The 23046-nt window shown below is 74.8% G+C and carries 25 protein-coding genes; 9 read left to right on the top strand and 16 right to left on the bottom strand.

The annotated features are described in order from the left end of the window. Positions 1-15 precede the first annotated feature (15 nt). A complete protein-coding gene (locus CG736_RS15580; RefSeq protein WP_100586821.1) occupies positions 16-1221 on the bottom strand; it encodes an NAD(P)/FAD-dependent oxidoreductase in 1206 nt (401 codons plus the stop codon). A gap of 346 nt (positions 1222-1567) precedes the next feature. Here CG736_RS15580 and CG736_RS15575 point away from each other — a divergent pair, with 346 nt between their 5' ends. Further along, positions 1568-2341 carry a VOC family protein gene (locus CG736_RS15575; RefSeq protein ID WP_100586820.1) on the top strand — a complete coding sequence of 258 codons (774 nt, stop codon included), beginning with the start codon at positions 1568-1570 and terminating at the stop codon, positions 2339-2341. Between the two features lie 97 nt (positions 2342-2438). Here the strand turns inward: CG736_RS15575 and CG736_RS15570 are convergent, their stop codons facing one another. Next, positions 2439-3212 carry a DUF2470 domain-containing protein gene (locus CG736_RS15570; protein WP_100586819.1) on the bottom strand — a complete coding sequence of 258 codons (774 nt, stop codon included), beginning with the start codon at positions 3210-3212 and terminating at the stop codon, positions 2439-2441. An 80-nt stretch (positions 3213-3292) separates the two neighbouring features. Further along, entirely contained in the window at positions 3293-3919 is a 627-nt protein-coding gene (locus CG736_RS15565) for a TetR/AcrR family transcriptional regulator (RefSeq protein WP_043913125.1), read from the bottom strand. A gap of 168 nt (positions 3920-4087) precedes the next feature. On the opposite strand from CG736_RS15565, the gene CG736_RS15560 reads away from it, so the two are divergent. From CG736_RS15560 to CG736_RS15550, 3 genes are read left to right on the top strand one after another with little or no spacing between them, the layout of a single operon-like run. Further along, positions 4088-4843: an SDR family oxidoreductase gene (locus CG736_RS15560; protein WP_100586818.1), complete on the top strand. Its 756-nt coding sequence runs from the start codon at positions 4088-4090 to the stop codon at positions 4841-4843. Next, on the top strand, positions 4840-5643 hold the full coding sequence (locus CG736_RS15555; RefSeq protein ID WP_100586817.1) for an SDR family oxidoreductase: 804 nt from the start codon (positions 4840-4842) through the stop codon (positions 5641-5643). Before CG736_RS15560 ends, CG736_RS15555 begins: the two co-directional genes overlap by 4 nt. Continuing rightward, on the top strand, positions 5640-6608 hold the full coding sequence (locus CG736_RS15550; protein ID WP_100586816.1) for an NADPH:quinone oxidoreductase family protein: 969 nt from the start codon (positions 5640-5642) through the stop codon (positions 6606-6608). Before CG736_RS15555 ends, CG736_RS15550 begins: the two co-directional genes overlap by 4 nt. 45 nt (positions 6609-6653) lie before the next feature. Here the strand turns inward: CG736_RS15550 and CG736_RS15545 are convergent, their stop codons facing one another. The 5 genes from CG736_RS15545 to CG736_RS15525 form a co-directional block, all read right to left on the bottom strand. Further along, entirely contained in the window at positions 6654-7883 is a 1230-nt protein-coding gene (locus CG736_RS15545) for an acyl-CoA dehydrogenase family protein (protein ID WP_100586815.1), read from the bottom strand. Positions 7884-7886: 3 nt separating this feature from the next. Further along, positions 7887-8906: a phosphotransferase family protein gene (locus tag CG736_RS15540; RefSeq protein WP_100586814.1), complete on the bottom strand. Its 1020-nt coding sequence runs from the start codon at positions 8904-8906 to the stop codon at positions 7887-7889. A gap of 129 nt (positions 8907-9035) precedes the next feature. Next, positions 9036-10487, bottom strand: coding sequence for a catalase (locus CG736_RS15535; protein WP_100586813.1), 1452 nt, complete (start codon positions 10485-10487; stop codon positions 9036-9038). Between the two features lie 155 nt (positions 10488-10642). Next, positions 10643-11167, bottom strand: coding sequence for a DUF6529 family protein (locus CG736_RS15530; protein ID WP_232734016.1), 525 nt, complete (start codon positions 11165-11167; stop codon positions 10643-10645). Positions 11168-11183: 16 nt separating this feature from the next. Further along, complete coding sequence (locus CG736_RS15525) at positions 11184-12413, bottom strand: hypothetical protein (RefSeq protein ID WP_100586812.1); 1230 nt, start codon at positions 12411-12413, stop codon at positions 11184-11186. Positions 12414-12643: 230 nt separating this feature from the next. Here CG736_RS15525 and CG736_RS15520 point away from each other — a divergent pair, with 230 nt between their 5' ends. Both CG736_RS15520 and CG736_RS15515 read left to right on the top strand, forming a co-directional pair. Then, positions 12644-13609 carry an ATP-binding cassette domain-containing protein gene (locus CG736_RS15520; protein ID WP_100586811.1) on the top strand — a complete coding sequence of 322 codons (966 nt, stop codon included), beginning with the start codon at positions 12644-12646 and terminating at the stop codon, positions 13607-13609. Then, complete coding sequence (locus CG736_RS15515) at positions 13606-14424, top strand: ABC transporter permease (protein WP_100586810.1); 819 nt, start codon at positions 13606-13608, stop codon at positions 14422-14424. The genes CG736_RS15520 and CG736_RS15515 overlap by 4 nt, the downstream gene beginning before the upstream one ends. A 23-nt stretch (positions 14425-14447) precedes the next feature. Here CG736_RS15515 and CG736_RS15510 read toward each other — a convergent pair whose 3' ends face one another. Both CG736_RS15510 and CG736_RS15505 read right to left on the bottom strand, forming a co-directional pair. After that, complete coding sequence (locus CG736_RS15510; protein WP_100586809.1) at positions 14448-14690, bottom strand: hypothetical protein; 243 nt, start codon at positions 14688-14690, stop codon at positions 14448-14450. A gap of 103 nt (positions 14691-14793) precedes the next feature. Further along, entirely contained in the window at positions 14794-15153 is a 360-nt protein-coding gene (locus tag CG736_RS15505) for a hypothetical protein (RefSeq protein ID WP_100586808.1), read from the bottom strand. Positions 15154-15364: 211 nt separating this feature from the next. On the opposite strand from CG736_RS15505, the gene CG736_RS15500 reads away from it, so the two are divergent. After that, positions 15365-16690, top strand: a complete 1326-nt coding sequence (locus CG736_RS15500; RefSeq protein WP_232734015.1) for a cytochrome P450 — start codon at positions 15365-15367, stop codon at positions 16688-16690. Here CG736_RS15500 and CG736_RS15495 read toward each other — a convergent pair. From CG736_RS15495 to CG736_RS36255, 4 genes are all read right to left on the bottom strand, one after another. Further along, a complete protein-coding gene (locus tag CG736_RS15495; RefSeq protein ID WP_100587053.1) occupies positions 16671-17699 on the bottom strand; it encodes an NAD(P)/FAD-dependent oxidoreductase in 1029 nt (342 codons plus the stop codon). The two genes, CG736_RS15500 and CG736_RS15495, sit on opposite strands and share 20 nt — an antisense overlap. Next, a complete protein-coding gene (locus CG736_RS15490) occupies positions 17696-18214 on the bottom strand; it encodes an isoprenylcysteine carboxyl methyltransferase family protein (RefSeq protein WP_100587052.1) in 519 nt (172 codons plus the stop codon). Before CG736_RS15490 ends, CG736_RS15495 begins: the two co-directional genes overlap by 4 nt. A 5-nt stretch (positions 18215-18219) precedes the next feature. Continuing rightward, the gene (locus tag CG736_RS15485) at positions 18220-19287 is read right to left on the bottom strand and encodes a type III polyketide synthase (protein WP_100586807.1); all 1068 of its coding nucleotides are present in this window, start codon (positions 19285-19287) and stop codon (positions 18220-18222) included. 83 nt (positions 19288-19370) lie between these two features. After that, positions 19371-19520 (bottom strand): hypothetical protein, encoded by a 150-nt coding sequence (locus CG736_RS36255; RefSeq protein WP_157815601.1) that lies wholly within the window; start codon positions 19518-19520, stop codon positions 19371-19373. A gap of 345 nt (positions 19521-19865) precedes the next feature. Here CG736_RS36255 and CG736_RS15480 point away from each other — a divergent pair, with 345 nt between their 5' ends. Next, positions 19866-20684, top strand: a complete 819-nt coding sequence (locus CG736_RS15480; protein ID WP_157815600.1) for a UbiA family prenyltransferase — start codon at positions 19866-19868, stop codon at positions 20682-20684. Positions 20685-20696: 12 nt separating this feature from the next. Here CG736_RS15480 and CG736_RS15475 read toward each other — a convergent pair whose 3' ends face one another. Then, positions 20697-21245 (bottom strand): GNAT family N-acetyltransferase, encoded by a 549-nt coding sequence (locus tag CG736_RS15475; RefSeq protein ID WP_100586805.1) that lies wholly within the window; start codon positions 21243-21245, stop codon positions 20697-20699. 98 nt (positions 21246-21343) lie between these two features. Between CG736_RS15475 and CG736_RS15470 the strand changes: the two genes are divergently transcribed. Next, a complete protein-coding gene (locus tag CG736_RS15470; protein ID WP_232734014.1) occupies positions 21344-22192 on the top strand; it encodes an aminoglycoside phosphotransferase family protein in 849 nt (282 codons plus the stop codon). Between the two features lie 82 nt (positions 22193-22274). Here CG736_RS15470 and CG736_RS15465 read toward each other — a convergent pair whose 3' ends face one another. Next, a complete protein-coding gene (locus tag CG736_RS15465) occupies positions 22275-23015 on the bottom strand; it encodes an SDR family NAD(P)-dependent oxidoreductase (RefSeq protein ID WP_100586804.1) in 741 nt (246 codons plus the stop codon). Positions 23016-23046: the final 31 nt, after the last annotated feature.

Below are 23046 nucleotides of genomic sequence, written 5' to 3'. Positions count from 1 at the left end.
CGACCTGACGGAACGTCAGATCGCGGTCAACGGCACCGTCGGGTCCGCCAACCGCTCCGGGTCCACACCGCGCCCGGAGCGGACCAGTTCGCGGATCGGGTCGGTCACGTCCCAGACGTTGACGTTCATGCCGGCCAGCACCTTGCCGCCGGACAGCCAGAACGCGATGAACTCCCGCCCCGTGACATCCCCGCGGAACACCACCCGGTCGTAGCCGCCGGGCTCCGCGTAGCCGGTGTACTCCATGCCCAGGTCGTACTGGTCGGTGAAGAAGTACGGCACCCGGTCGTACACGGCGTCCTTGCCGAGCATCGCCGCCGCGGCGACGGCCGGCTGGTTGAGCGCGTTCGCCCAGTGCTCGACCCGGATCGGCTTTCCGAACAGCGGATGGAAAGCGTTTGCCACGTCGCCCGCCGCGAAGACGTCGGGGTGCGAGGTCGCCAGGTGCTGGTCCGTGCGGACGCCGTTCTCGACGGTCAGCCCGGCGTGCTCGGCGAGCGCCGTGTTCGGGCTGATGCCGACACCCACCAGCAGCACGTCGGCGGGCACCGTGCTGCCGTCGCCCAGCCGCACGCCGTCCGGCTTCAGCTCCTCGACCTCGGCGCCGAACCGCAGGTCCACGCCGTGCGCGCGGTGCAGGTCCGCGAAGACCTGCGCGACCTCCCGGCCCAGCACGCGCAGCAGCGGCAGCTCGGCGGCCTCCAGCACCGTCACCTCCGCCCCGGCCGTGCGGGCCGCGGCCGCCGCCTCCAGGCCGATCCAGCCCGCCCCGACGATCACCACCCGGGCCCCGGGCCGGAACGCCGCCCGCAACCGCTCACTGTCGCCGACCCGCCGCAAGGTCTGCACGAACTCCCCGTCCCCGCCCGGCACGGGCAGCCGGCGCGGCGAGGATCCGGTGGCCAGCAGCAACTTCGAGTACGGCAGCCGGTCGCCGCCCGCCAGCGCGACGGTGTGCGCGGCCGGGTCGATCGCGGTGGCCGCGACGCCCAGCCGGAGCGTGACCCCGTGCTCCTCGTACCAGCCGGCCGGATGGACGTAGATCTTCTCCCGTTCCTCCTTCCCGAGCAGGTACCCCTTGGAGAGCGGCGGTCGCTCGTACGGCCGCTCGTGCTCGTCCCCGACCAGGGTGATCGGCCCCGCGTAGCCCTCCGCGCGCAGCGCCTCGGCCGCCTTCGCCCCGGCCAGACTCGCCCCGACAATCACGATTCCGGTGTCCATGCCCAATCTCCTTCCCGCCGTCCGACTCCCCCAGACCATGGCACCGCGACGCCTTCGGCAGGGGGACCCGCGCCGGTGGTGGCTGTGGTTGGGCTGGGGTGGGGAGTCGGTAGGAGGGGAGTGGATTGAGGGGCGATGGAGCGATTGGGCTTCCGGACCATGGCATCGTTCCGCTCCCGGCAGGGGGACCCGCGCCGGTGGTGGCTGTGGTTCGGTCGGGCGCGGGGGAGTCGCAGGTCGTGGGGGTTCGTCCGCGAGGCGGAACGGGGTTCGGGTGGGGGGTCGGCCTAGGCTGGGTCGCGGGTCCGGCCGGGCGGTCGGGGCGGTGGTGAAGGGAGTCCGAGGGATGGTGGTGGAGCGGACGGCCACGGTGCGGTGCGTGCCGGCGGTGCCGTGCTGGGCGGGGCTGACGGTCCGTGACATGGACGCCGCGCAGGGGTTCTACGGGCCGCTGCTGGGTTGGGAGTTCGTCCCGGGGCCGGACCGCTGGGGCCCGTACGTGCGGGCCACCGTCGACGGCGTCGAGGTCGCCGGGCTCAGCCAGTTGGACGCCGCCTGGGAGCGCCCGGTCGCCTGGACCACCTACTTCGGGATCGAGAGCGCCGACCGCGCCGCCGACGGCGTCCGCGAACGCGGCGGCACGCTCGCGGTCGGCCCGCTGGCGTTCGACGCCGGCCGGGTGGCGTTGGCCGCCGACCCGTTCGGGGCGACCTTCGGCATCTGGGAGGGCGAGCCCGGCGAGGACACCTGGATGACCGCCCCCGGCGCGCCCGCCTGGATCGAGCTGCGCACCGCCGACCCGTTCGCCGCCGCGCTGTTCTACGGCGAGGTGTTCCGCTGGGACGGCCGCGACCCGTCGGAGTTCGAGGTCCGCTACGAGGACGAACGCGTCGTGCTGCGTTCCGGGGGCCATAGCGTGGCCGCCCTCCGGCTCGCCCACGACCTGGCCCCGCACTGGGAGGTCTTCTTCGCGGTCGCCGACACCGACGCCACCGCCCACCGCGCCGCCGCCCTCGGCGGCCGCGTCCTCGACGGCCCCGCCGACTCCCCGTACGGTCGCGTCGCCCGCCTCGCCGACCCCGAGGGCGGGCGGTTCTCGATCCTGACCGCGCCTCGCTGACGGCGGGGGACCGGACGCCGGTCCGGACGAACCCGCAGCGGAGGACCGGGCCGGGCGCGTCGGCACACCGCCCTTGTATCCGGACGCCCGAGCGCCTTCAGCGGTCGGTGACGCGGGTGGCGGGCGCGGTGGCGTGGGCGAACAGGCGGTGCATGGCTTCGGGGAGGTCGTCGGGGCGGTCGACGGGGTGGTGGAAGTCGAAGCGGGCGTCGAGCACGGCGGCGGGGTCGGAGCCGAGCAGGCGCAGGCGCAGCCCGCGGCGGTCGAGGGCTATCGGGCGGACGTCGCGGAGCCGCCCGGCGGGGAACGGCGGGCCGTCGGGGCGGTCCAGGGCCCGGGTGCCGAGCAGCAGGAGCTGGTCGGTGTGGGCGGTGGCCAGGTGCTGGAGCAGCCGGGTCTCCTCGGCGGCGACCGGGTCGGCGTCGGCGGCGGCCAGCTCGGCCGGGTCGAGGCAGCACTCGGCGCCCCAGAGGTCGTCCAGCGCCAGGTGGTCGATGTCCAGGCGGAGCAGCACGCCCTCGCCGGTGGGCGGGGTCTCGCCGGGGGCGCGGGTGAGCAGGCCCTGTGCCTGGAGCCGGCCGCGGATGCGGTGCGGCACGGCGACGGGGGCGACGTCCACGCAGTCGAGTTCGGCGGTGAGGGGGGTGCGGGCGAGGGCGGCGATCCGGTGCAGGGCGGACTCGCGGCCGACCAGGACGGCCACCGAGCCGTCCGGCCGCAGCGTGCAGCGGACCTGCGGGGGCAGGCCGGGGCGGGCGGTGAGGTCGGCGCCGCGGATGTCCAGGACGGCGGAGGAGCCGAACTCCAGCAGGGTGCGGGCCCGTTCGGCGGCGGTGGGGGAGGGCGAGCGGCGGGCGGGCTGGGGCAGCACGGAGAGCCTCCTGGTTGACTTAGGTGAGGCTAACCTAAGTCAATCGGAGGTCGAGCGTCCAGTGAGCGCGCGGCGGGGGCTCAGTCGTCGATCGCGGCGGCCGGCGCGCCCAGCATGCGCAGCACCAGCTGCCCGTAGCGGCGGCCCAGTTCCTCCGGGGACTCGCTGCTGCGCTCGGTGTACCAGCGCGAGACGTCGATGCCCAGCGAGGTGACGGCGCGGGCCGCGGTCCGCTGGTCGGGCACCTGGAAAACGCTTTCCGCCACCCCGCGCGCGATGATCCGCAGCACCGTCTCCTCGATCCGGATGCGCAGTTCGGCGACGGCCGCGAAGTCCTCCTCGGGCAGTGCGTGCAGCTCGTGGTTGACGATCCGTCCGACCGTGTGGCCGCGGGCGTGCCAGGTGGTGAACGACTCGGCCAGGGTGCGCATCTGTGCGACCGGGTCGGTGGCGGAGGCCTCGGCCTGCTCCACCAGGTCCAGCGTCGCCCGGTGGCCGGTGCGGGAGATCTCGGCGAGCAGGGCGGCCTTGGAGGGGTAGTGGATGTACAGCGCGGCGGGGCTCATGCCGGCGGCGGTGGCGATGTCCCGGGTGGTGGTGGCGTGGTAGCCGCGGCGGGCGAAGGAGTCCACGGCGGCCAGCAGCAGTCGCCGCGCGGCCTCGGTGCGCTCCCCGGGCCACAGTGCGGCGGTCGCTGGGTCGTTCATGGGGGCAATCCTCGCAGACGGTTCGGGCCGGTCCGGGCGGGCGGGCTGTTGACAGTGTCGCCCGCCGCCAAGATGCTAAGCAAGCGCTTAGTCATCCCCTCGGCGCGGGGTGGCGGCGGCGCGAGGCAAGCGGAACCATCCCTGGCAGCACATCCGAGAGGTACGGCGATGACAGTGTCGTTCAAGGGCAAGGTGGCGGTGGTCACCGGAGCGAGCCGCGGCATCGGCCTCGGCATCGCGCGCGAACTGGTGCAGCGCGGCGCCAAGGTCTGCATCACCGCCCGCACGCAGCAGACCCTGGACGAGGCGGTGCGCGAACTCGGCGGCCCCGACCACGCGTTGGCGGTGGCCGGCAAGTCCGACGACGCCGCGCACCAGGAGGAGACCGTCACCCGGGTGATGGAGACCTTCGGCCGGTTCGACCTGCTCGTCAACAACACCGGCATCAACCCGATCTACGGCCCGATCCTGGACACCGACCCGGTCGCCGCCGCGAAGATCCTCGCCGTCAACGTGCTCGCCCCGCTGGCCTGGACCCGCCGCGCGCACGCCGCCTGGATGGCCGAGCACGGCGGCGCGGTGGTCAACGTCGCCTCCATCGCGGGCATCCGCGCCTCCAACGGCATCGGCATGTACGGCGTCTCCAAGGCCGCGCTGATGCGGCTCACCATGGAACTCGCCTCCGAACTCGGCCCCGACATCCGGGTCAACGCGGTCGCCCCAGGCGTGGTCAAGACCCGCTTCGCCGAAGCCCTGTTCGAGGGCCGCGAGGAGAAGGTCGCCCGCGCCTACCCGCTCGGCCGCCTCGGCCTGCCCGAGGACGTGTCGGGTGCGGTCGCCTTCCTGCTCTCCGAGGACGCCGGCTGGATCACCGGCCAGACCCTGGTGGTGGACGGCGGCGTCACCCTCGGCGGCGGGCTGTGACGGACGGCCGACCCGCCTTCGACGCGGCCGGCATCGGCGCGGTCGTCACCGGCGCCGGCCACGGCATCGGCGCGGCCCTCGCCCGGGCGCTGACCGGGGCCGGCGCCCGCGTCGTGGTCAACGACCTCGACCCGGACGCCGCGCACGCCGTCGCCGCCGAACTCGGCGCGCACGCCGTCCCCGGCGACGCCGCGAGCGCCGAGGGCGTCGCCGCGCTGATCGGCGCCGCCCGCGCCCACCTCGGCGCCGTCGACCTGTACTGCGCCAACGCGGGCGTCGCCACCACCGGCGGCCCCGACGCCGCGCCGGCCGCCTGGGAACAGGCCTGGCAGGTCAACGTGCTCGGCCACGTCCGGGCGAGCGAACTGCTGCTCCCCGACTGGCTGGAGCGCGGCAGCGGCCGGTTCCTGGCCACCGTCTCCGCCGCCGGGCTGCTCACCATGCTCGGCTCCGCCCCGTACGCCGTCACCAAGCACGGCGCGCTGGCCTACGCCGAGTGGCTGTCCGCGACGTACCGGCACCGCGGCGTCCAGGTGCACGCGCTGTGCCCGCAGGGCGTGCGGACCAGGATGCTGGACGACACCGGCGAGCACGGGCAGGTGCTGCTCGCGCCCACCGCGATCGAGCCCGCCGAGGTGGCCGAGGCCGCCCTGCGCGGCATGGCGGCGGGCGAGTTCCTGATCCTGCCGCACCCCGAGGTCGCCGACTACTACGCGGCCCGCGCCACCGCCCCCGACCGCTGGCTGCACGGCATGAACCGGCTCCAGCGGCAGATCGAGGCCCGACAGGAGACCCGATGAGAGCCTGGCAGATCGCCGAACTCGGCGCCCCGCTGGACGTGATGAAGCTCGTGGCGGACGCCGACCGCCCCGTCCCGGGCGAGGGACAGCTGCTGGTCCGGGTCCGGGCCGCGGCCGTCAACTTCCCGGACGCGCTGATGGCGGCGGGCCGCTACCAGGTGCGCCCGCCGCTGCCGTACACGCCGGGCGTGGAGCTCTGCGGCGAGGTGGTCGATGGCCCGCGCGCCGGTGAACGCCTGATCGGCACCGCCGCGTTGCCCGCCGGGGCGTTCGCCGAGTACGCGCTGACGGACGCCGCCGGCGCACTGCCCGCCCCCGTCAGCCTGGACGACGCCGAGGCGGCCGCCCTGCTGATCGCCTACCAGACCGCCTGGTTCGCGCTGCACCGCCGGGCCCGCCTGGCGTCCGGCGAGACGCTGCTGGTGCACGCCGCGGCCGGCGGCGTCGGCAGCGCGGCCGTGCAACTCGGCAAGGCCGCCGGGGCGTTCGTGATCGCCGTGGTCGGCGGCGCGGAAAAGGCCGACGCGGCGCGGAACTTGGGCGCCGACCTGGTGGTCGACCGGAAGTCCGAGGACTTCGCGGCCGCGGTCAGGGCCGCCACCGGGGGCCGCGGCGCCGACGTGGTCTTCGACCCGGTCGGCGGCAGCGCCTACACCGGCTCCACCAAGTGCATCGCCTTCGAGGGCCGCATCGTGGTGGTCGGCTTCGCCTCCGGCGAGATCCCCGCCCCGCAGCTGGGCCAGGCCCTGGTGAAGAACTACTCGGTGCTGGGCCTGCACTGGGGCCTGTACGTGGCCAAGGACCCGGGGGCCGTCCGGGACTGCCACGACGCGCTGACCGCCCTGGCCGCCGACGGGGTGGTCCGCCCGCTGATCTCCGACCGCGTTCCGCTGTCCGGTGCCGCCGACGCCGTCCACCGGGTCGCCACCGGCGCCAGCATCGGCCGGATCGTCGTCGTACCGTGACTGCCGGGAAGGGGCGGCCCGAGCGGGCCGCCCCTTCCCGTGTGCTCAGCGGTACTTCTTCAGCTCCCGCCGCGCCAGCGAGCGCCGGTGGACCTCGTCCGGCCCGTCGGCCAGGCGCAAGGTGCGGTTGCCGGACCAGAGTTGGGCGAGGACGGTGTCCTGGCTGACGCCGGCCGCGCCGTGCGCCTGGACGGCCTTGTCGAGGATCCACTCGACGGTGGACGGGACGACGATCTTGATGGCCTGGATCTCGGTGTGGGCGCCCCGGTTGCCGACGGTGTCCATCAGCCAGGCGGTCTTCAGCACCAGCAGCCGGGCCTGCTCGATCCGCACCCGGGCCTCGGCGATCCAGTCCTGCACCACGCCCTGGTCGGCCAGCGGGCGACCGAACGCCACCCGCGAGTCGACCCGGCGGCAGGTCAGTTCCAGGGCCCGTTCGGCGATGCCGATGGCCCGCATGCAGTGGTGGATCCGACCCGGGCCGAGCCGGGCCTGGGCGATGGCGAAGCCGGAGCCCTCCTCGCCGAGCAGGTTGGCCGCCGGGACCCGGACGTCCTCGAAGAGGATCTCGGCGTGCCCGCCGTGGTCGGCGTCTTCGTAGCCGAACACCCGCATGCCGCGCAGGACGTGGACGCCCGGGGTGTCGCGCGGGACCAGGACCATCGACTGCTGGCGGTGCACCTCGGCGTCCGGGTCGGTCTTGCCCATCACGATGAGGAGCCGGCAGTTCGGGTTCATCGCCCCGGTGATGTACCACTTGCGGCCGTTGACGACGTACTCGTCGCCGTCCCGCTCGATCCGGGTGGTGATGTTGGTGGCGTCCGAGGAGGCGACGTCCGGCTCGGTCATCGCGAACGCCGAGCGGATCCCCCCGTCCAGCAGCGGCCGCAGCCACCGCTCGCGCTGCTCGGCGGAGCCGAACTGGGCGAGCAGTTCCATGTTGCCGGTGTCGGGGGCCGCGCAGTTGACCGCGGCCGGGGCCAACAGGACGGAGCGGCCGGTGAGTTCGGCCAGCGGCGCGTACTGGACGTTGGTCAGGCCGGCGCCGTGCTCACCGGGCAGGCCGTGCTTGTCCACGAAGAACAGATTCCACAGGCCGCGGGCCTTCGCCGCTGCCCGGAGCTCGCCGATCACCGGCGGGATCGCCCACGGCTCGCGCTTCGGGTCCTCCAGCTGCGCGGCCAGCACCTCCTCGGCCGGGTAGACGAACTCGTCCATGAACGCGCCGAGTTCACCCAGCAGGTGGACCGTCCTGGCGTCGTATCCGAAGTCCATTGCTCAGCCCTCCACCGACGTGCGTCCGAACTCCACGAAGAGCGGCACCAGTTCGCCGACCCGGTCGAACCCGGCGCCGACCGTGCCGCCCCGGGTCCAGCGGAAGTGGATGCCCTCCAGCACCACCGCCAGCTTGAACGAGGCGAAGCCCACGTACCAGCCCAGGCCGGAGACGTCCCGGCCGGACGACTCGGCGTAGCGGTGCACCAGTTCGTCGGTTCCGGGGAAGCCGGGGGCGAGCGCGGCGCCGGGCAGCACACCGTCGAAGCGGCGGGCCAGTTCGGTGTACATCACCAGCAGGCCCAGGTCGGTGAGCGGGTCGCCGATTGTGGACATCTCCCAGTCCAGCACCGCGGTGATCCGGTCGTCCGGGCCGACCAGCACGTTGTCCAGGCGGTAGTCGCCGTGCACCAGCGCGGGGGCGGGGGAGTCGGGCAGGGTGTCCGCCAGTCGGCGGTGCAGCTCGTCGACGCCCGGCACCTCGCGGCTCCGGGAGGCGTCCAACTGCTTGCCCCAGCGCCGAAGTTGGCGCTCCAAGAAGCCTTCGGGGCGGCCGAACCCGGCCAGGCCGACCGCGACCGGGTCCAGCGCGTGCAGGGCGACCAGGGTGTCCACCAGCCGCTCGCCGAGGCCGTGCACCCGCTGCTCGCCGAGCGCGGCCAGCGTCCCGGCGTCCCGGTGGGCGACGCCTTCGACGTACTCCATCAGGTAGAACGGCGCGCCGATCACCGCCTCGTCCTCGACCAGCAGCACCGGGTCCGGCACCGGCACCGCGGTCGGGGCCAGCGCGGCCAGCACCCGGTACTCGCGGGCCATGTCGTGCGCGGTGGCCAGCACGTGCCCGAGCGGGGGCCGGCGCAGCACCCAGCGGGAGGCGCCGTCCTCGACCAGGTAGGTCAGGTTCGACCGGCCGCCCTCGAACCGGCGGGCCGTCAGCGGTCCGGCGGTGGGGGAGGGCAGCGCGACGTCCAGGTGGGCGCGCAGCCTCTCCAGGTCGAGTCCGGGCGGAGCGGCGGTGGTCATCGGGGGCACCTCGCAGGGGAATGTGGGCTGACTAAGCGCTTGCTTAGGATTGCCCCGGGGGCCCCAGTTGTCAACGAGCGCCGCCCGCCAGGCAGGGGAAGCCGGGCGGGCGGCGGAGGCGGAGGCGGGTCAGCGGGCGACGGCGGCGGACACCCGGTCGCCGAGCGACCGGTCCACGTTGCGCCAGTACTGGAGAGCGCGTTCCAGCACCGGCGCGGAGACGCCGTCCTGCAGGTGCCCGGCGATGTTGGCGACCAGTCGGTCGCGCGCCGCGTCGTCCAGCACCTCGCGCACCAGCGTCCCGGCCTGCCCCCAGTCGTCGTCCTCCCGGTGCAGCGGGTACGCCTCGCGGACCATCTTCCCGGCCACGTCCCACCCCAGCGGCGCGCCCCACAGCTCCGGGTCGGCGGCCGGCCCGCCGTACGAGTTGGGCGCGTACGGGCGGGCGGTGCGGGCGGCGTCGAACCGCATCGGGCCGTCCTTGCTGTACGAGTGCACCGGCACGTGCGAGCGGTTCGGCGGCAGCTGCGCGTAGTTCGGGCCGATCCGGTGCCGGTGGGTGTCCGGGTAGGAGAAGATCCGGCCCAGCAGCATCTTGTCCGGGGAGACGCCGACGCCCGGCACCAGGTTGGACGGCTCGAACGCGGCCTGCTCGATGTGGACGAAGTGGTCCTCCGGGTTGCGGTTCAGGGTGAACCGGCCGACCTCGATCAGCGGATAGTCGCCGTGCGGCCACACCTTGGTCAGGTCGAACGGGTTGAACCGGTAGTCCCACGCCTCGTCGAACGGCATCACCTGGACGTGCAGCGTCCAGGACGGGAAGTCGCCTCCCTCGATCGCCTCGAACAGGTCCCGCCGGTGGACGTCGCCGTCCGCGCCGGCCAGCCGGTCCGCCTCCGCCTGGGTCAGGAAGTCGTTGCCCTGGTCGGTCCTGAAGTGGTACTTCACCCAGAACCGCTCGCCGGCCGCGTTCACCCAGCTGTAGGTGTGCGAGGAGAAGCCGTCCATGTGCCGCCAGTTCTTCGGGATGCCCCGGTCGCCCATCAGCCAGGTCACCTGGTGCGCGGACTCCGGGGAGAGCGTCCAGAAGTCCCACTGCATGTCGTGGTCGCGCAGGCCGTTGTCCGGGCGGCGCTTCTGCGAGCGGATGAAGTCCTGGAACTTGCTCGGGTCGCGGACGAAGAAGACTGGCGTGTTGTTGCCGACCAGGTCGTAGTTGCCCTGCTCGGTGTAGAACTTCAGCGCGAAGCCGCGCGGGTCGCGCCAGGTGTCCGGCGAGCCCAGCTCGCCCGCCACCGTGGAGAACCGGGCCAGCATGTCGCAGCGTTTGCCCGGCTGGAACAGGTCCGCCCTGGTGAACCGGCTGATGTCCTGGGTCACCTCGAAGGTGCCGTACGCGCCGCTGCCCTTCGCGTGCACCACCCGCTCCGGCACCCGCTCCCGGTTGAACTGGGCCATCTTCTCGATCAGGTAGTGGTCGTGCAGCAGGATCGGGCCGACCGGGCCCGCCGTCAGCGAATGCTCGTCGCTCTCGACCGGGACACCCGCGTTGTTCGTGGTGAACGGGACGTGCTGGGACATCGGGAGAACTCCTCCTCGGGCACCCGCCGGGCGCCGTAGCCGCGCGGCGGCGAGGGTCGTCCACCGCGACTTCCTACCACTCGAACACCGGCCCGGGCCGCCCACAACCGCAGCCCGCCGGCCGTCACTCCGTTCGCACCGGAGGTGGCGCGACGTCAGAAACCGGGCGCGGAGTACCCGTTCAGGAACCACAGTGCCGCCGACCACCACAGCAGCCCGATCGCGCAGAACAGCGCCCCGCCGGCCACCGGCAGCGCCCAGCCCGGCAGCCGCCCGTGCTGCACCAGCAGCACCTTCGCCGCGAACGCCCCGTACAGGAAGCACCCCGACACCGAGTGCACCGCCACCCGCGCGTCGGTGAACCGCACGCCGTACGCCAGCAGGCAGTGCTGGGCGATCGGCAGCGACAGCGCGAACGCCGCCGCCCCGCCCACCCGGTGCCAGATCCGCACCCGGGGCGCCCGGTGGCCGCCCCGGTACATCCACAGCGCCAGCAGCACCTGCACCAGCGCCAGGCCGAACAGCGCCGACCCGAGCTGCGACTTCAGCCGCAGCGCGTCCACCCCGGCCGCGCCGAACAGGCTGCGGCCCGGCTGGGGCGTGTGCACCCGCCCGAACCAGAACAGCCCCGCGACGACCGCCACCGGCGCCAGCACCGCGAGCACGGTCGGCCAGGACACATCCGCGCGCCGCACCTCAGCCGTCCTGCGCGCCGTCGTCGGTGCTGGTGCTGGTGCTGGTGCTGGTGCTGGTGGCGGTGCTGGTGCTGGTGGCGGTGTCCGTGCTGATGTCCGTGCCGGTGTTGGTGCCTGTGCCCGTGCCGGTGTCCGCGCCGGTGCTCGGATCGCCCGCACTTTCCGCACTCGTTCCCGGGCCTGAGCTTGCGCCCGTACCCGTACCCGTGCCCGCGCCGGTGCTCGGATCGCTCGCACTTTCCGCACTCGTTCCCGGGCCCGAGCCTGCGCCCGTACCCGTACCCGTACCCGTACCCGTACCTGTATCGGTACCCGGGCCCGTACCCGAACCCGTATCCGGGCCCGAACCCGTATCCGCACCCGGGCCCGTACCCGAGCCCGAACCCGTATCCGTACCCGGGTCGGCCGGATTCCTGCCGGAGCCCGCTCCCGCGCCCGCGTCCGGGTCCGGGTCCGTCCCGGTGTCGCGGGGCGGCTGCACCACGGCGGGCGCGGTCGGGGCCGGCGGCACGTACGGGACCACGGGAGTGGAGGGCACCGCCGGGACGGTGGACGTGGCCGGCGCGGACGGGGACCCGGTCGCACCCGTGGCCGCCGGGTCCGTCGCGCCGGCGCTCGCGCCCGCCGAGGCCGCACCCGACGCCGCACCCGACGGCAGGCCCGACGGCGCGCCCCCGGTCCCGCGCAGCGTCGAGATGTCCACGCCCACCGGGTCGCCCAGCGAGGTCACCGCGTAGAAGGTGCCGTGCGGGTCCGCCACCGTGTGCCCGGTGGCCTGGCCCGGCCCGTGGTCACCGGTGTACCGGTACAGCGGGTGGCCCTTGTACAGCACCTGCGCCGTCCCGTCGGCGAGCGCCGCCGCGCCCAGCAGCCCGTCGTCCACGCCCGGCCCGGCCAGCGGGAAGCCCGGCGTGGTCACCGGCGGCCAGGACTTCGCGCACTCGTCCAGGCAACTGCCGTGCACCGACTTGTCCGCGCCGTACAGGTACAGGGCGCGGCCCTGCGCGTCCACCAGGATCGGGCCGAGACTGCCCACGCTCGCCAGCCCCACCGTGACGCCCACCGAGGTGGCGAACGCCGGCCCTCCCGACGGGCTCGCGGCGGCCGGCGCGGCCGCCGGCGCGGACCCGGTGGCCGGCGGGGCGCTCGGGGCGGGATCCGCGCCGCAACCGGCGGCCGCGAACACGGACAGGGACAGCACTGTGGCGGCGACACGGCAGGTACGGGGCATCACGACTCCTGGGGCCGGAGCGGCGGGGGCTGGTCACCATCCATCCCCGCCGCCGGCCGCCCGGCCACCCCAGAGCGGGCCCGGTCCGCACCAGGGGGTACCCCGTTGCCCTGGACGGCCCACCGCCCGCGCCCGCCGCCCGTCGACGCCGCCCGCCCGGCAGCCGCTCTGCGCGCCCCACCCGGACGGGCGGACACTGGAGAGGTACGACCACGCCCGAGGGGGCGCCCATGACCACCCAGCACAGCACCGCACCGGCGATCCGGGTCCGGAAGCTCGGCAAGCGATTCAAGGACCTCGTCGCCCTCGACGACGTCGACTTCGAGGTACCGCCCGGCAGCGTCTTCGGACTGCTCGGGCCGAACGGGGCGGGCAAGACCACCGCCATCCGCATCCTCACCACCATCATCCAGCCCACCAGCGGCCGGGCCGAAGTGCTCGGCACCGACGTGGTCGCCCACCCGGGCGCGGTGCGCCGGATGATCGGACTGGCCGGCCAGTACGCCGCCGTCGACCCGAACCTGACAGCCCGTGAGAACCTCCGCCTGATCGGCCGGCTCACCCAACTGCCCCGCGGCCGAAGATCCCCGCGCGCCGCCGACCTGCTGGCCCGGTTCGATCTGACCCGGGCCGCCGACCGGCCCGTCCGCACCTTCTCCGGCGGCATGCGCCGCCGGCTCGACGTCGCCGCCGCCCTGGTCCCCGAACCACCCGTGCTGTTCCTCGACGAACCCACCACCGGACTCGACCCGCAGAGCCGCACCGCGCTGTGGGAACTCATCCGGGAACTCGTCGCCGACGGCACGACCGTGCTGCTCACCACCCAGTACCTGGAGGAGGCCGACCGGCTCGCCCACCGGGTCGCCGTCCTCGCCGAGGGCCGGGTGGTCGCCGACGACACCCCGCACGCCCTCAAGTCCCGCCTCGGCACCACCGTGCTGGAACTCGGCATGGGCGAGGACCCGCGCGCCGTCCGAGCCGCCGCCCTGATCACCGACAAGCTCCGACACGCCCCCGAACGCGACGGCGCCCTGCTGCGCCTGCCCAGCCCGGACGGGTCACTGCTGCTGATGGACGTCCTGCACGCGCTGGAGTCCGAACAGCTCACCCCGCGCACCATCGCCGTCCGCGAATCCAGCCTGGACGACGTCTACCTCGCCCTCACCGGCCACCGCACCTCCGGAGGCCCGAAATGACCGCCGTCACCGCCACCGACCTCGCCCCCGCGCCCGGCCTGTCCGGCCGCCTGCTGGCCCCCGTCCGGGACGGCCTGGCCGTCTGCGGGCGCAACCTGATCGCGCTGCGCCGGGTGCCCCGGCTGCTGATCTTCTCCACGGTGCAGCCGGTCGTGTTCGTGCTGCTGTTCCGCTACGTGTTCGGCGGGGTGGTCGGCGCGGCCCTGCACGGGGTGAGCTACGTCGACTACCTGATGCCGGGCGTGTTCGTGCAGGTGGTCGTCTTCGGCGCGGTCAACACCGCGATCGGCCTGGCCACCGACCTGCAGACCGGCCTGATGGAGCGGTTCCGGTCGCTGCCGATGGCCCGCTCCGCGGTGCTCTCCGGGCGGACGGCCGCCGACCTGGTCCGGAACGTGTTCGTGGTGGCGCTGATCAGCGGCGTCGGCTTCCTGGTCGGCTTCCGGGTGCACAGCGACGTCTGGGGGTTCCTGGCCGGGGCGCTGCTGGTGGTGGCGTTCGGCTTCGCGATGTCCTGGGTGTTCGCCGTGGTCGGACTGGCCGTCGGCGACCCGGAGACCGCGACCGCCGCGGCCTTCCCGGTGCTGGCCCCGCTGGTCTTCGCGTCGTCCGCGTTCGTCCCGACCTCGACCATGCCGGGCTGGCTCCAGGTGTTCGCCAACCACCAGCCGGTGACCATCACCGCCAACGCGGTCCGCGCCCTGATGCTGGGCACGCCGGTCGGCTCGCAGGTCTGGCAGGCCCTCGCCTGGGACGTCGGCATCGTCGCGGCGTTCGCGCCGCTCGGCGTCTGGCTGTACCGCAGGGCGGTCTGAGCGACCGAACGGTCGGACTGACGTCAGGTCGCCTGCTCGGGCGGCGCCCACACGGTGCGGTCGCCGCCGCGCCAGGCGACCAGCTCGGGGTCGTCCAGGTCCGGTTCGTCCACGCCCGCGCGGCGGACGAACTCCGCCACGTCCTCCGCCGAGGTGGCCCGCCCCACCGTCCGTCCGTAGATCTCCACCCGCCGGTACGGCCGCGCCCCGCGGGTCGGCGGGCGGACCACCACCGGCGGGTGGAATATGTCTCCGGTCTCGCTCATACCCCCAGTGTCGCGCGCCCCGGGCGGACCGGCATCGGTGCAGGTCACGGGGCGGCGGCGGAGCGTGTGCGGCCCGTCGCGGACCGTGCGGCGGCGAGCGGGCTCAGCCGGCGGACAGGCGGCGCAGCACGTCCAGACCGCCCGGCACCAGCGGGTGGTAGCGGCCGGCCAGCAGCTCGGCGGGCGGGACGAAACCGCACCAGTCGACCTCGGCCGGGTCCGGTGCCGGCGGGCGGTCCGTCAGCAGTCGGCGCACCACCAGGAAGCCGCTCGCCAACCGGGCGGTCGGGTGCAGGCATTGGCGCGCCGCGCCCGACAGGACGTCGTAGTGGCCGGGGTGGACGGGGGCCGATCCGGTGCGCCGGTACAGCAGCACCCGGCCGGCCGGGTCGACGTGCACCGTGGCGGTGAGGCGGCGCCGGACGGCGCCGGGGCCGGACCGGGCGGTGGTGGGGGCATCCATCGGTGCGGGAGTGGAGGGCACAGGCATCCCGTCTGTCGCTGGGCCGGGGCCGCAGCCGGCACCGGGCCGGAGGCGAGAGCCGCGACTGACGCATCATCACCACCCGGATGCGGCACGATTGTTGCACATCGTGGTCGAACGGTGACGTATCGTGTGCGCCAATCGCGTCCCCGTGTGCGCCATCCGCGTCCCGTCACCGAATCGAGGGCCCGTGCACCCCGCCACCGCCCCCGGCGGCCTCCCGCTGCTGGGCCACCTCCCGGCCATGCTCGCCCGCCCGCTCGCCTTCCTCGACACCCTGCCCGCGCACGGCGACCTGGTCCGGGTCCGGGTCGGCCCGCGCGAGCTGTACATGGTCGGCGCACCGGAGTTGATCCGGCGGGTGCTCACCGACCGGGCCGACTTCGACCGCACCGGCCCGCTCTACGCGAAGATCCGCACCTTCCTCGGCAACGGCCTCGCCTCCTGCCCGCACGCCGACCACCAGCGGCTCCGCCGGATCGTCCAACCCGCCTTCCGGCACGCCCTGTTGCCGCGCTACGCCGAGGCGATGACGGCCGAAACGGCCGCGCTCACCGCCCGTTGGCAGGCCGGGCGGACGGTCGACGTCACCCGCGAGGCCTTCACCCTCACCACCGCCGTCGCCGTCCGCACCCTGTTCTCGGCCGGTCTGACCGCCGAGGCCGCCGAACGGCTGCGCCACGCGCTGGACGTGCTGCTGCGCGGCCTGTACCTGCGGGTCGTGCTGCCCGCCGCCGACCTGCTGCCCACCCCCGCCCGCCGCGAGTACCGCCGGGCGCTGCGGGCCTGGCACGCGGGGGTGGCCGCCATCGTCGTCGACTACCGGGCCCGCGGCGTCGACCACGGGGACGCGCTGTCGCTGCTGCTGGCCGCCCGCGACGAGGACGGACGCCCGCTGGCGGAGCGCGAACTCGCCGACCAGGTCGCCACCTTGGTGCTGGCCGGGGCCGAGACCACCTCCTCCGCGCTGGCCTGGTCGCTTCGCCTGGTCGCCGAACACCCCGAAGTGGAACGGAAGTTGCACGCCGAGCTGGACGCCGGCCCGGCCGGCGGACCCGCCCGCTGGCAGCACCTCGCCCAACTCCCCTACACCGCCCAGGTGGTGAGCGAGGCCCTGCGGCTCTACCCGCCCGCCTGGGCGGTCAGCCGCACCACCACCCGCCCGCTCGAACTCGGCGGCGCCCGGCTGCCCGCCGGTGCGTTGGTGGTCTGCTGCCTGTACCTGCTCCAGCGCCGCCCCGAGCTGTTCCCCGACCCCACCCGCTTCGACCCCGACCGCTTCGCGCCCGGCGCCGTCCACCGGGACGCCTACCTGCCGTTCGGCCTCGGTGCCACCCGTTGCCCGGGCGACCGCTTCGGCACCGTCGAGGCCACCCTGGCCCTGGCCACCATCGCCGGCCGCTGGCGGCTCCGCCCCGCCGTCGAGGGGCCGGTGCGGCCGCAGCCCAGGCTGGTGCTCTCGCCGGGCCCGCAGCCGATGACGCCGACCGATCGGATCACCGGGCCAGCAGGTTGACGCCGCCCCGGAACAGCGGCGGTGCCACGGCCGCCAGCCGGACGATCCTGGGCCCGACCAGGGGATGGTGGCGGGCGGTCAGGAGCGCCGTGGTGAGCAGCCGGTAGGGCCGGGTGGCGCGCCGCCAGGCGCGTTCGTACCCGGCGGGCCGGTCGGCGGTCAGGCAGCGGACGGCCGCCTCGGCGGAGGCCAGGGCGATCGCGATCCCCTCGCCGGTGAGGGCGTCCAGGTAGCCGGCGGCGTCCCCGACCAGCAGCACCCGACCGTGCACCCGCGCACCGGCGTGCTGCCGCAGCGGACCGGCGCCGCGGACCGGCCCGGCCGCCGCGCCGCCGATCCGCGCCAACAGGGCAGGGAACTGGTCGAGTTGCCGATCGAACGGCAGGCGCTGCGAGCCGAGCACCGCCACCCCGACCGTCCCCTCGGACACCGGCGTGACGTACGCCTCAGCGTGTCGCGACCAGTACACCTCCACCAGGTCGCTCCACGGCCGCACCGCGAAGTGCCGCCGCTGCCCGTACCGGGCCGGCCGGCGGGCGTCGGTCGGCCGGTGCAGTCCGAGCGCGCGGCGCACGGGGGAGTGCAGGCCGTCGGCGGCGACCAGGTGCCGGGCCGTCAAATCCCCTACCGTGACGGCTCGTTCGGTGATGGTCAGACCCTCCGCGCGGCCGGTGGTGCGCCGGACGCCCGACTGCTCGGCGCGGGCCGCGAGCGCCGCGTGCAGGACGGTGCGGCGCACGCCCAGGCCGTGGCCGGTGCGGAAGCGGGCCTCGGCGGCGCGCGAGCCGTCGGCCTCCAGGTAGCGGATGCCGCGGAACGGCCGCCCCTCGACCGCGACGCCGAGCCGGGCCAACGCCCGTACCGCGCCCGGCATCAGGCCCTCGCCGCAGGCCTTGTCGACCGGCGTCGGGCGCGGCTCCAGCACGGTGGTGGACAGCCCCGCGCGGGCGGCGTGGATCGCGGTGGCCAACCCGGCCGGGCCGCCGCCGATCACCAGCAGGTCGATCACGCGGCGGCCCGGCACAGCGTCAGCGCCGCCTCCTCGCAGCGCAGACGGGTGGCCAGCAGCAAGGAGTTGAGCACGGTGAAGCCGAGCGCCGTGACCCACGCCGTGTGCACCAGCGGCAGCGCGAAGCCCTCCACCACCACCGCCAGGTAGTTGGGGTGCCGAAGCCACCGGTACGGACCGCCGACGACCAGCGGCAGGCCCGGCACCACGATCACCCGGGTGTTCCAGCGCGGCCCCAGCGCCCCGATGCACCACCAGCGCAGCCCCTGCGCGGCGAGCGCCAGCACCAGCATCGGCCACCCCGGGCCCGGCAGGAACGGCCGCTCCGCCCACCGGACTTCCAGCAGGCAGCCGACCAGCAGCCCCGTGTGCAGGGCCACCATCGGCGGATAGTGCCCCCGCCCGTACTCCACCCCGCCCCGGGCCAGGCTCCAGGCGGCGTTCCGGCGGGCGACCAGCAGCTCCGCCAGCCGCTCCACGGCGACCAGCGCGATCAGCACGGTGTAGGCGGCCACGTCGATCACCAGCGCAGCAGGACGAGTTCGGAGGCGAAGCCCGGACCGAGGGCGAGCATCAGCCCGAACGAGCCGGGCGGCGGCGGGCCCTGGTCGATCACGTCGCGCAGAATGTGCAGCACCGACGCCGAGGACAGGTTGCCGCAGCGCGCCAGCGACTCCCGGCTCGGCGCCAACGCGCCTTCCGACAGCCCGAGTTCCTCACCCAGCACCTCCAACACCCGCGGCCCGCCCGGATGGCACACCCAACTGCCCACGTCGCCCGGCTTCAGATCGTGCGCCGCCAGGAACGACGCCACCTCCTCGCCCACGTGCAGCCGTACCAGCTCCGGCAGTTCGGGCCCCAGCAGAATGCCGAACCCGGAGTCGCCCACCTGCCAGCCGAGCAGGCGTTCCGTCCCCGGATACAGCCGACTGCGGGTCGCCACCACCGTCGGCCCGGCCGCCGCCGTCGCCGCCGGATGCTGGTCGCCGACCGCGAGCAGCGCGCCCGCGCCGTCCCCGAACAGCGCGGTGGCCAGCAGGTTCGCCGCCGAGGTGTCCGTCCGCTGAAGGGTCAGCGAACACAGCTCGGTGGCCAGCAGCAGAGCCGCGCCGTCGCAGAGACGCCCTGTCAACAGGTCGTCCACGACCGCCAGTCCACCGGCGCCGCCCGCGCACCCCAGGCCGAACAGCGGCACCCGGCGCACGTCCTCGCGCAGGCCGAGCCGGGACGCGATCCGCGCCTCCAGCGAGGGCACCGCGATGCCGGTGACGGTGGTGGAGACCACCGCATCGACCTGCTCGGCGGCCATCCCGGCGGCGGCCAGCACCGACTCGGCGGCCCGGAGGGCGAGCTCGGACGCGGCCTCCAGCCAGGCGTCGTTCGCCTGCCCGAACCCGTCGAACCCGCCGTAGCGCTCCAACGGGAACGCCAGTCGCCGGGACTCCACTCCCGCGCTCGCGAAGAACCGCTCCGACAGGGCCCGTTCGTCCCCCGACCCGCCGCGCAGCAAGGCCAGCCCGGCTGCCAACTCGCCCTGCCGGTACCGATGGGGCGGAAGGACCCCGCACACTGCCGCGATCCGCGTCACCGACCCAGGATAGGGACCGAACCCACCCGAACCGGGCAATCCTCCCGCGCCCGGCGCGTCTGCGCCGACGCCTGCGGATGCCGTCAGAGGCGCAGGGTGCTCCAACCGCGGGTGATCTCGTCGCGGACGTCGTCGGCGGCGCCGCCGGGTCGGCGAGACGTCAGCAGGGCGAGCAGGGCGACGCCGTCGCCCGGCCGGGCCGCCGGGTCGGGGGTGAGGGCGTGGGCGACCACGGCGGCGAGCGCCGGATCCAGGGCGTGGCCCGAGCCCGGGCGGCGCGGCCCCCGTCACGGCGGCCATGGAACGCGGCCGGATCGTGCGCTGGGAGCGCCGCAGCAGCGGCAGTGACAGCAGTCGTACCACCAGCGCCGGCAGCAGCACGATCAACAGATCAACGGTGGGATTGATGTCCAGCACCGTCGGATTCCCCCCGGTCGGCCGGTGAGCAGGAACCGGGATCATATGTCCGGAACGTCGGCTCCAGCAGTCGACAACTCGGCCTCTTCTCCGCATGTGTGACATGCCGTCACCTCCGCCGGTCCCGCGCCGCCGGTCCGCGGGCGGCTAGCGTGGCCGGGGTGAGCGATGCGGCAGTGGCGTCCCGGGGGCTGATCGGGGGACTGGCGCGGGCCTGCCACCCGGTGCCCGCCGCGGCGGTGACCGTGCTGGCCGCAGCGATGGCCGTCGGGGCCGGGCGCGGACCGGTCGGGACGCTGCTCACCGGCGGTGCGGTCGCGGCCGGGCAGCTGTCGATCGGCTGGAGCAACGACCTGGTCGACCGACGGCGGGACGAGGCGGCCGGGCGCTCCGACAAGCCGCTCGCCGTCGGCGAGGTGACGGGCCGTCGCGTCGCCGCGTCGACCTGCTGGGCGGTGGCCTGCTGCGTGCTGCTGTCGGCGGCGTGCGGGGTCGCGGCGGCGACCGTGCACCTGGTGGCGGTGGCCGCCGGCTGGGCGTACAACCTGCGACTGAAGGCCACCTGGTGGTCCTGGCTGCCCTACGCGCTGGCGTTCGCGCTCCTGCCGGCCTTCGTCACCCTCGCGCTGCCGGGCCGGCCCTGGCCCGCCGCACCCGTCCTCGGCGCGGGCGCGCTGCTCGGCGTCGCCGCCCACTTCGCCAACGTCCTGCCGGACTTGGCCGCCGACCGCGCCGCGAACATCCGCGGCCTGCCCCAACGCGCCGGCGCCCGCGCCTCGGCCCTGACCGCCGTCCTCGCCGCGACCGCCGCCGCACTCCTCCTCGCCCCCGGCTGGCCCGTCCTCGCCGTCACCGCTCCGCCCGCCCTCGCCGCCCTGCTCGCCCCGCGCGGCCGCCTCCCGTTCCTGGCGGTCATCGCCGCCACGGCGGTCGCGCTGGGGCTGCTGCTGCTCAACGGCGGTCTGCGCAACGGCTCCTGAGCGGGGGCGCCGTCACACGGAGCTCTCCCACTCCTCGCGGAGCATCCCGAAGAGCACGGTGTCGTAGCGCTTCCCCTCCAGCAGCACGGCCGACCGGCGGCGGCCCTCCTCCCGGAAGCCCAGCCCCGTGAAGGCCCGTACCGCACGCTCGTTGCCGCTCCAGGTGTCCAGCTCCAGCCGACCGAGCCGATACGCACCGAACAGGTGGTTCACGAGCACCCGCACCGCGTCACGGCCGTGGCCCCGACCCCAGAACTCCCGCTCCCCGATGGTCACCCCCAGGGTGGCCACCCCCGCGTACGGGTCCAGGTCCCGGTAGTCGGCCATGCCGATCACCCTCCCGCCCGCCAGTTCCTCGATCGTGAACACGGCCGACTCCCGGGGGTTCAGCCGCAGCATGGTCTCGAACCCGCGAGCCACCGCCTCCGCCGTCACCGGCCCGAAACCGGGATCGCCGGCCGTCGCCCACCGCGCCACCTCCGGATCGTTCCGCCACCGGAGGTGGTGCGCCGCATCCTCGGCGCGCAGCGCACGGAGGCTTACCAGGTTTCCTTCGAACATTGCGCCACTTTAATCAGGCGCGCGGTGCCGGTGCCGACGATTATTTTGCGCAGGTTCGTCATGGGTGCGCGGAGGCGGCCGAGGCCGGGGGGTTGTTGGTGACGGTGATCGACGGCGGGTTGGCCAGGCGGCTGGTGGATGTGCAGTTTCCGCAGTGGGCCGGGCTGCCGCTGGCGGCGGTGGAGCCGGGCGGGTCCGACCATGTGATCTTCAGGCTGGGCGAGGAGTTGGCTGTTCGGCTGCCCCGGCATGCGGATGCGGTCGGGCAGGCGGAGCGGGAGCTGGAGTGGCTGCCGCGGCTCGCGCCGTGGTTGCCGTTGGCGGTGCCCGTGCCGGTGGCGGTGGGCGAGCCGGGGTTCGGGTACCCGTGGCGGTGGGGGGTGTCGCGCTGGCTGGACGGCGAGCCGGTCGGCGTGGCGGCGTTGGGCGGGTCCGCGAAGGCCGCTGTCCAACTGGCCGGGTTTCTCAGGGCACTTCAAGGGTGCGAACCTGCGGGCCCCGTTCGGGAGGAGTCGCTGGCGGAGCGGGACGAGGAGACCCGGGCTGCCGTCGCGGCGCTCGACGGGGTGTTCGACGGTGCGGCGATGACGGCGCTGTGGGAGGCGGCACTGGGCGCGCCGGCGTGGGGGCGGGCGCCGGTCTGGGTGCACGGGGACTTCCACACCGGCAATCTGCTGACGGTCGACGGCCGGCTCGGCGCGGTCATCGACTTCGGCGGGCTCGGCCTCGGCGACCCGGCCTGCGACCTGACCATCGCCTTCACGCTGCTGTCGGCCGGGACCCGGACCGCCTTCCGGACCGCGCTCGGCGTGGACGAGGCCACCTGGCTGCGAGGCCGCGGCTGGGCCCTGGCAACCGGCCTGAACGCCTACACCCACTACGCCGCGGTCAACCCGCGGGTGGCCGCCCGGACCACCCGTCAGATCGCCGAGGCCCTGCGCGGCTGAGCCGCCCGCAGTGCGCCCGGCGCCCCGCCGCGGTGAGCAGCGGGGCGCCGGTGGCCGGGTCAGGGACGGAGTGCAGCGGGGGTCAGGCGGAGAAGCCGCCGTCGACGGAGATCACCGAACCGGTGATGTAGCGGGCGTCGGGGCCCGCCAGGTGGGCGACGGTGGCGGCGATCTCCGCGGGGGCGGCGTAGCGGCCGAGGGCGGTGAGGCCGGCGATGGCTTCGGCGTTCGGGCCGGCGGCGGGGTTGGCGTCGGTGTCGGTGGGGCCGGGGTGGACGAGGTTGACGGTGATGGCGCGCGGGCCGAGTTCGCGGGCCAGGCCCTTGGTGAGGCCGATCAGGGCGGTCTTGCTCATCGCGTACAGGGCGAGGCCGGGGAACGGGGCCCGTTCGGCGATGTTGCTGCCGATGTTGATGATCCGTCCGCCGTCGGTCATGTGCCGGGACGCGGCCCGGGCGAGCTGGTAGGGGGCGCGGACGTTGACGGCGAGCGTGGCGTCGATCTCGGTGGGGCCCAGCTGGTCCAGCGGGCCGACCAGGAAGACGCCCGCGTTGTTCACCAGAACGTCCAGCCGGCCGAGGGTCTCGACGGCCTGCTCCACGGCGGCGTCCAGCGCGGCGGCGTCGGCGCTGTCGGCCCGGACGGCCAGCGCCCGGCGGCCCAGTCCCTCGATCTGCTCGACGATCTTCTGTGCGGGTGCTTCGCCCTCGCGGTAGGTCAGGGCGACGTCGGCGCCCTCCTCGGCCAGGCGGAGCGCGACGGCCGCGCCGATGCCGCGGCTGCCGCCGGTGACCAGGGCGACGTTTCCTTCAAGTCGGTTCATGTGATCGATACTTGTCGGGGCGCGGGGTCGG

This window comes from Kitasatospora sp. CB02891, from assembly GCF_002803145.1.
Classification (GTDB): domain Bacteria; phylum Actinomycetota; class Actinomycetes; order Streptomycetales; family Streptomycetaceae; genus Kitasatospora; species Kitasatospora griseola.
Note: the sequence above shows the minus strand (reverse complement) of the source record. Positions and strands in the feature narration are given on the sequence as shown.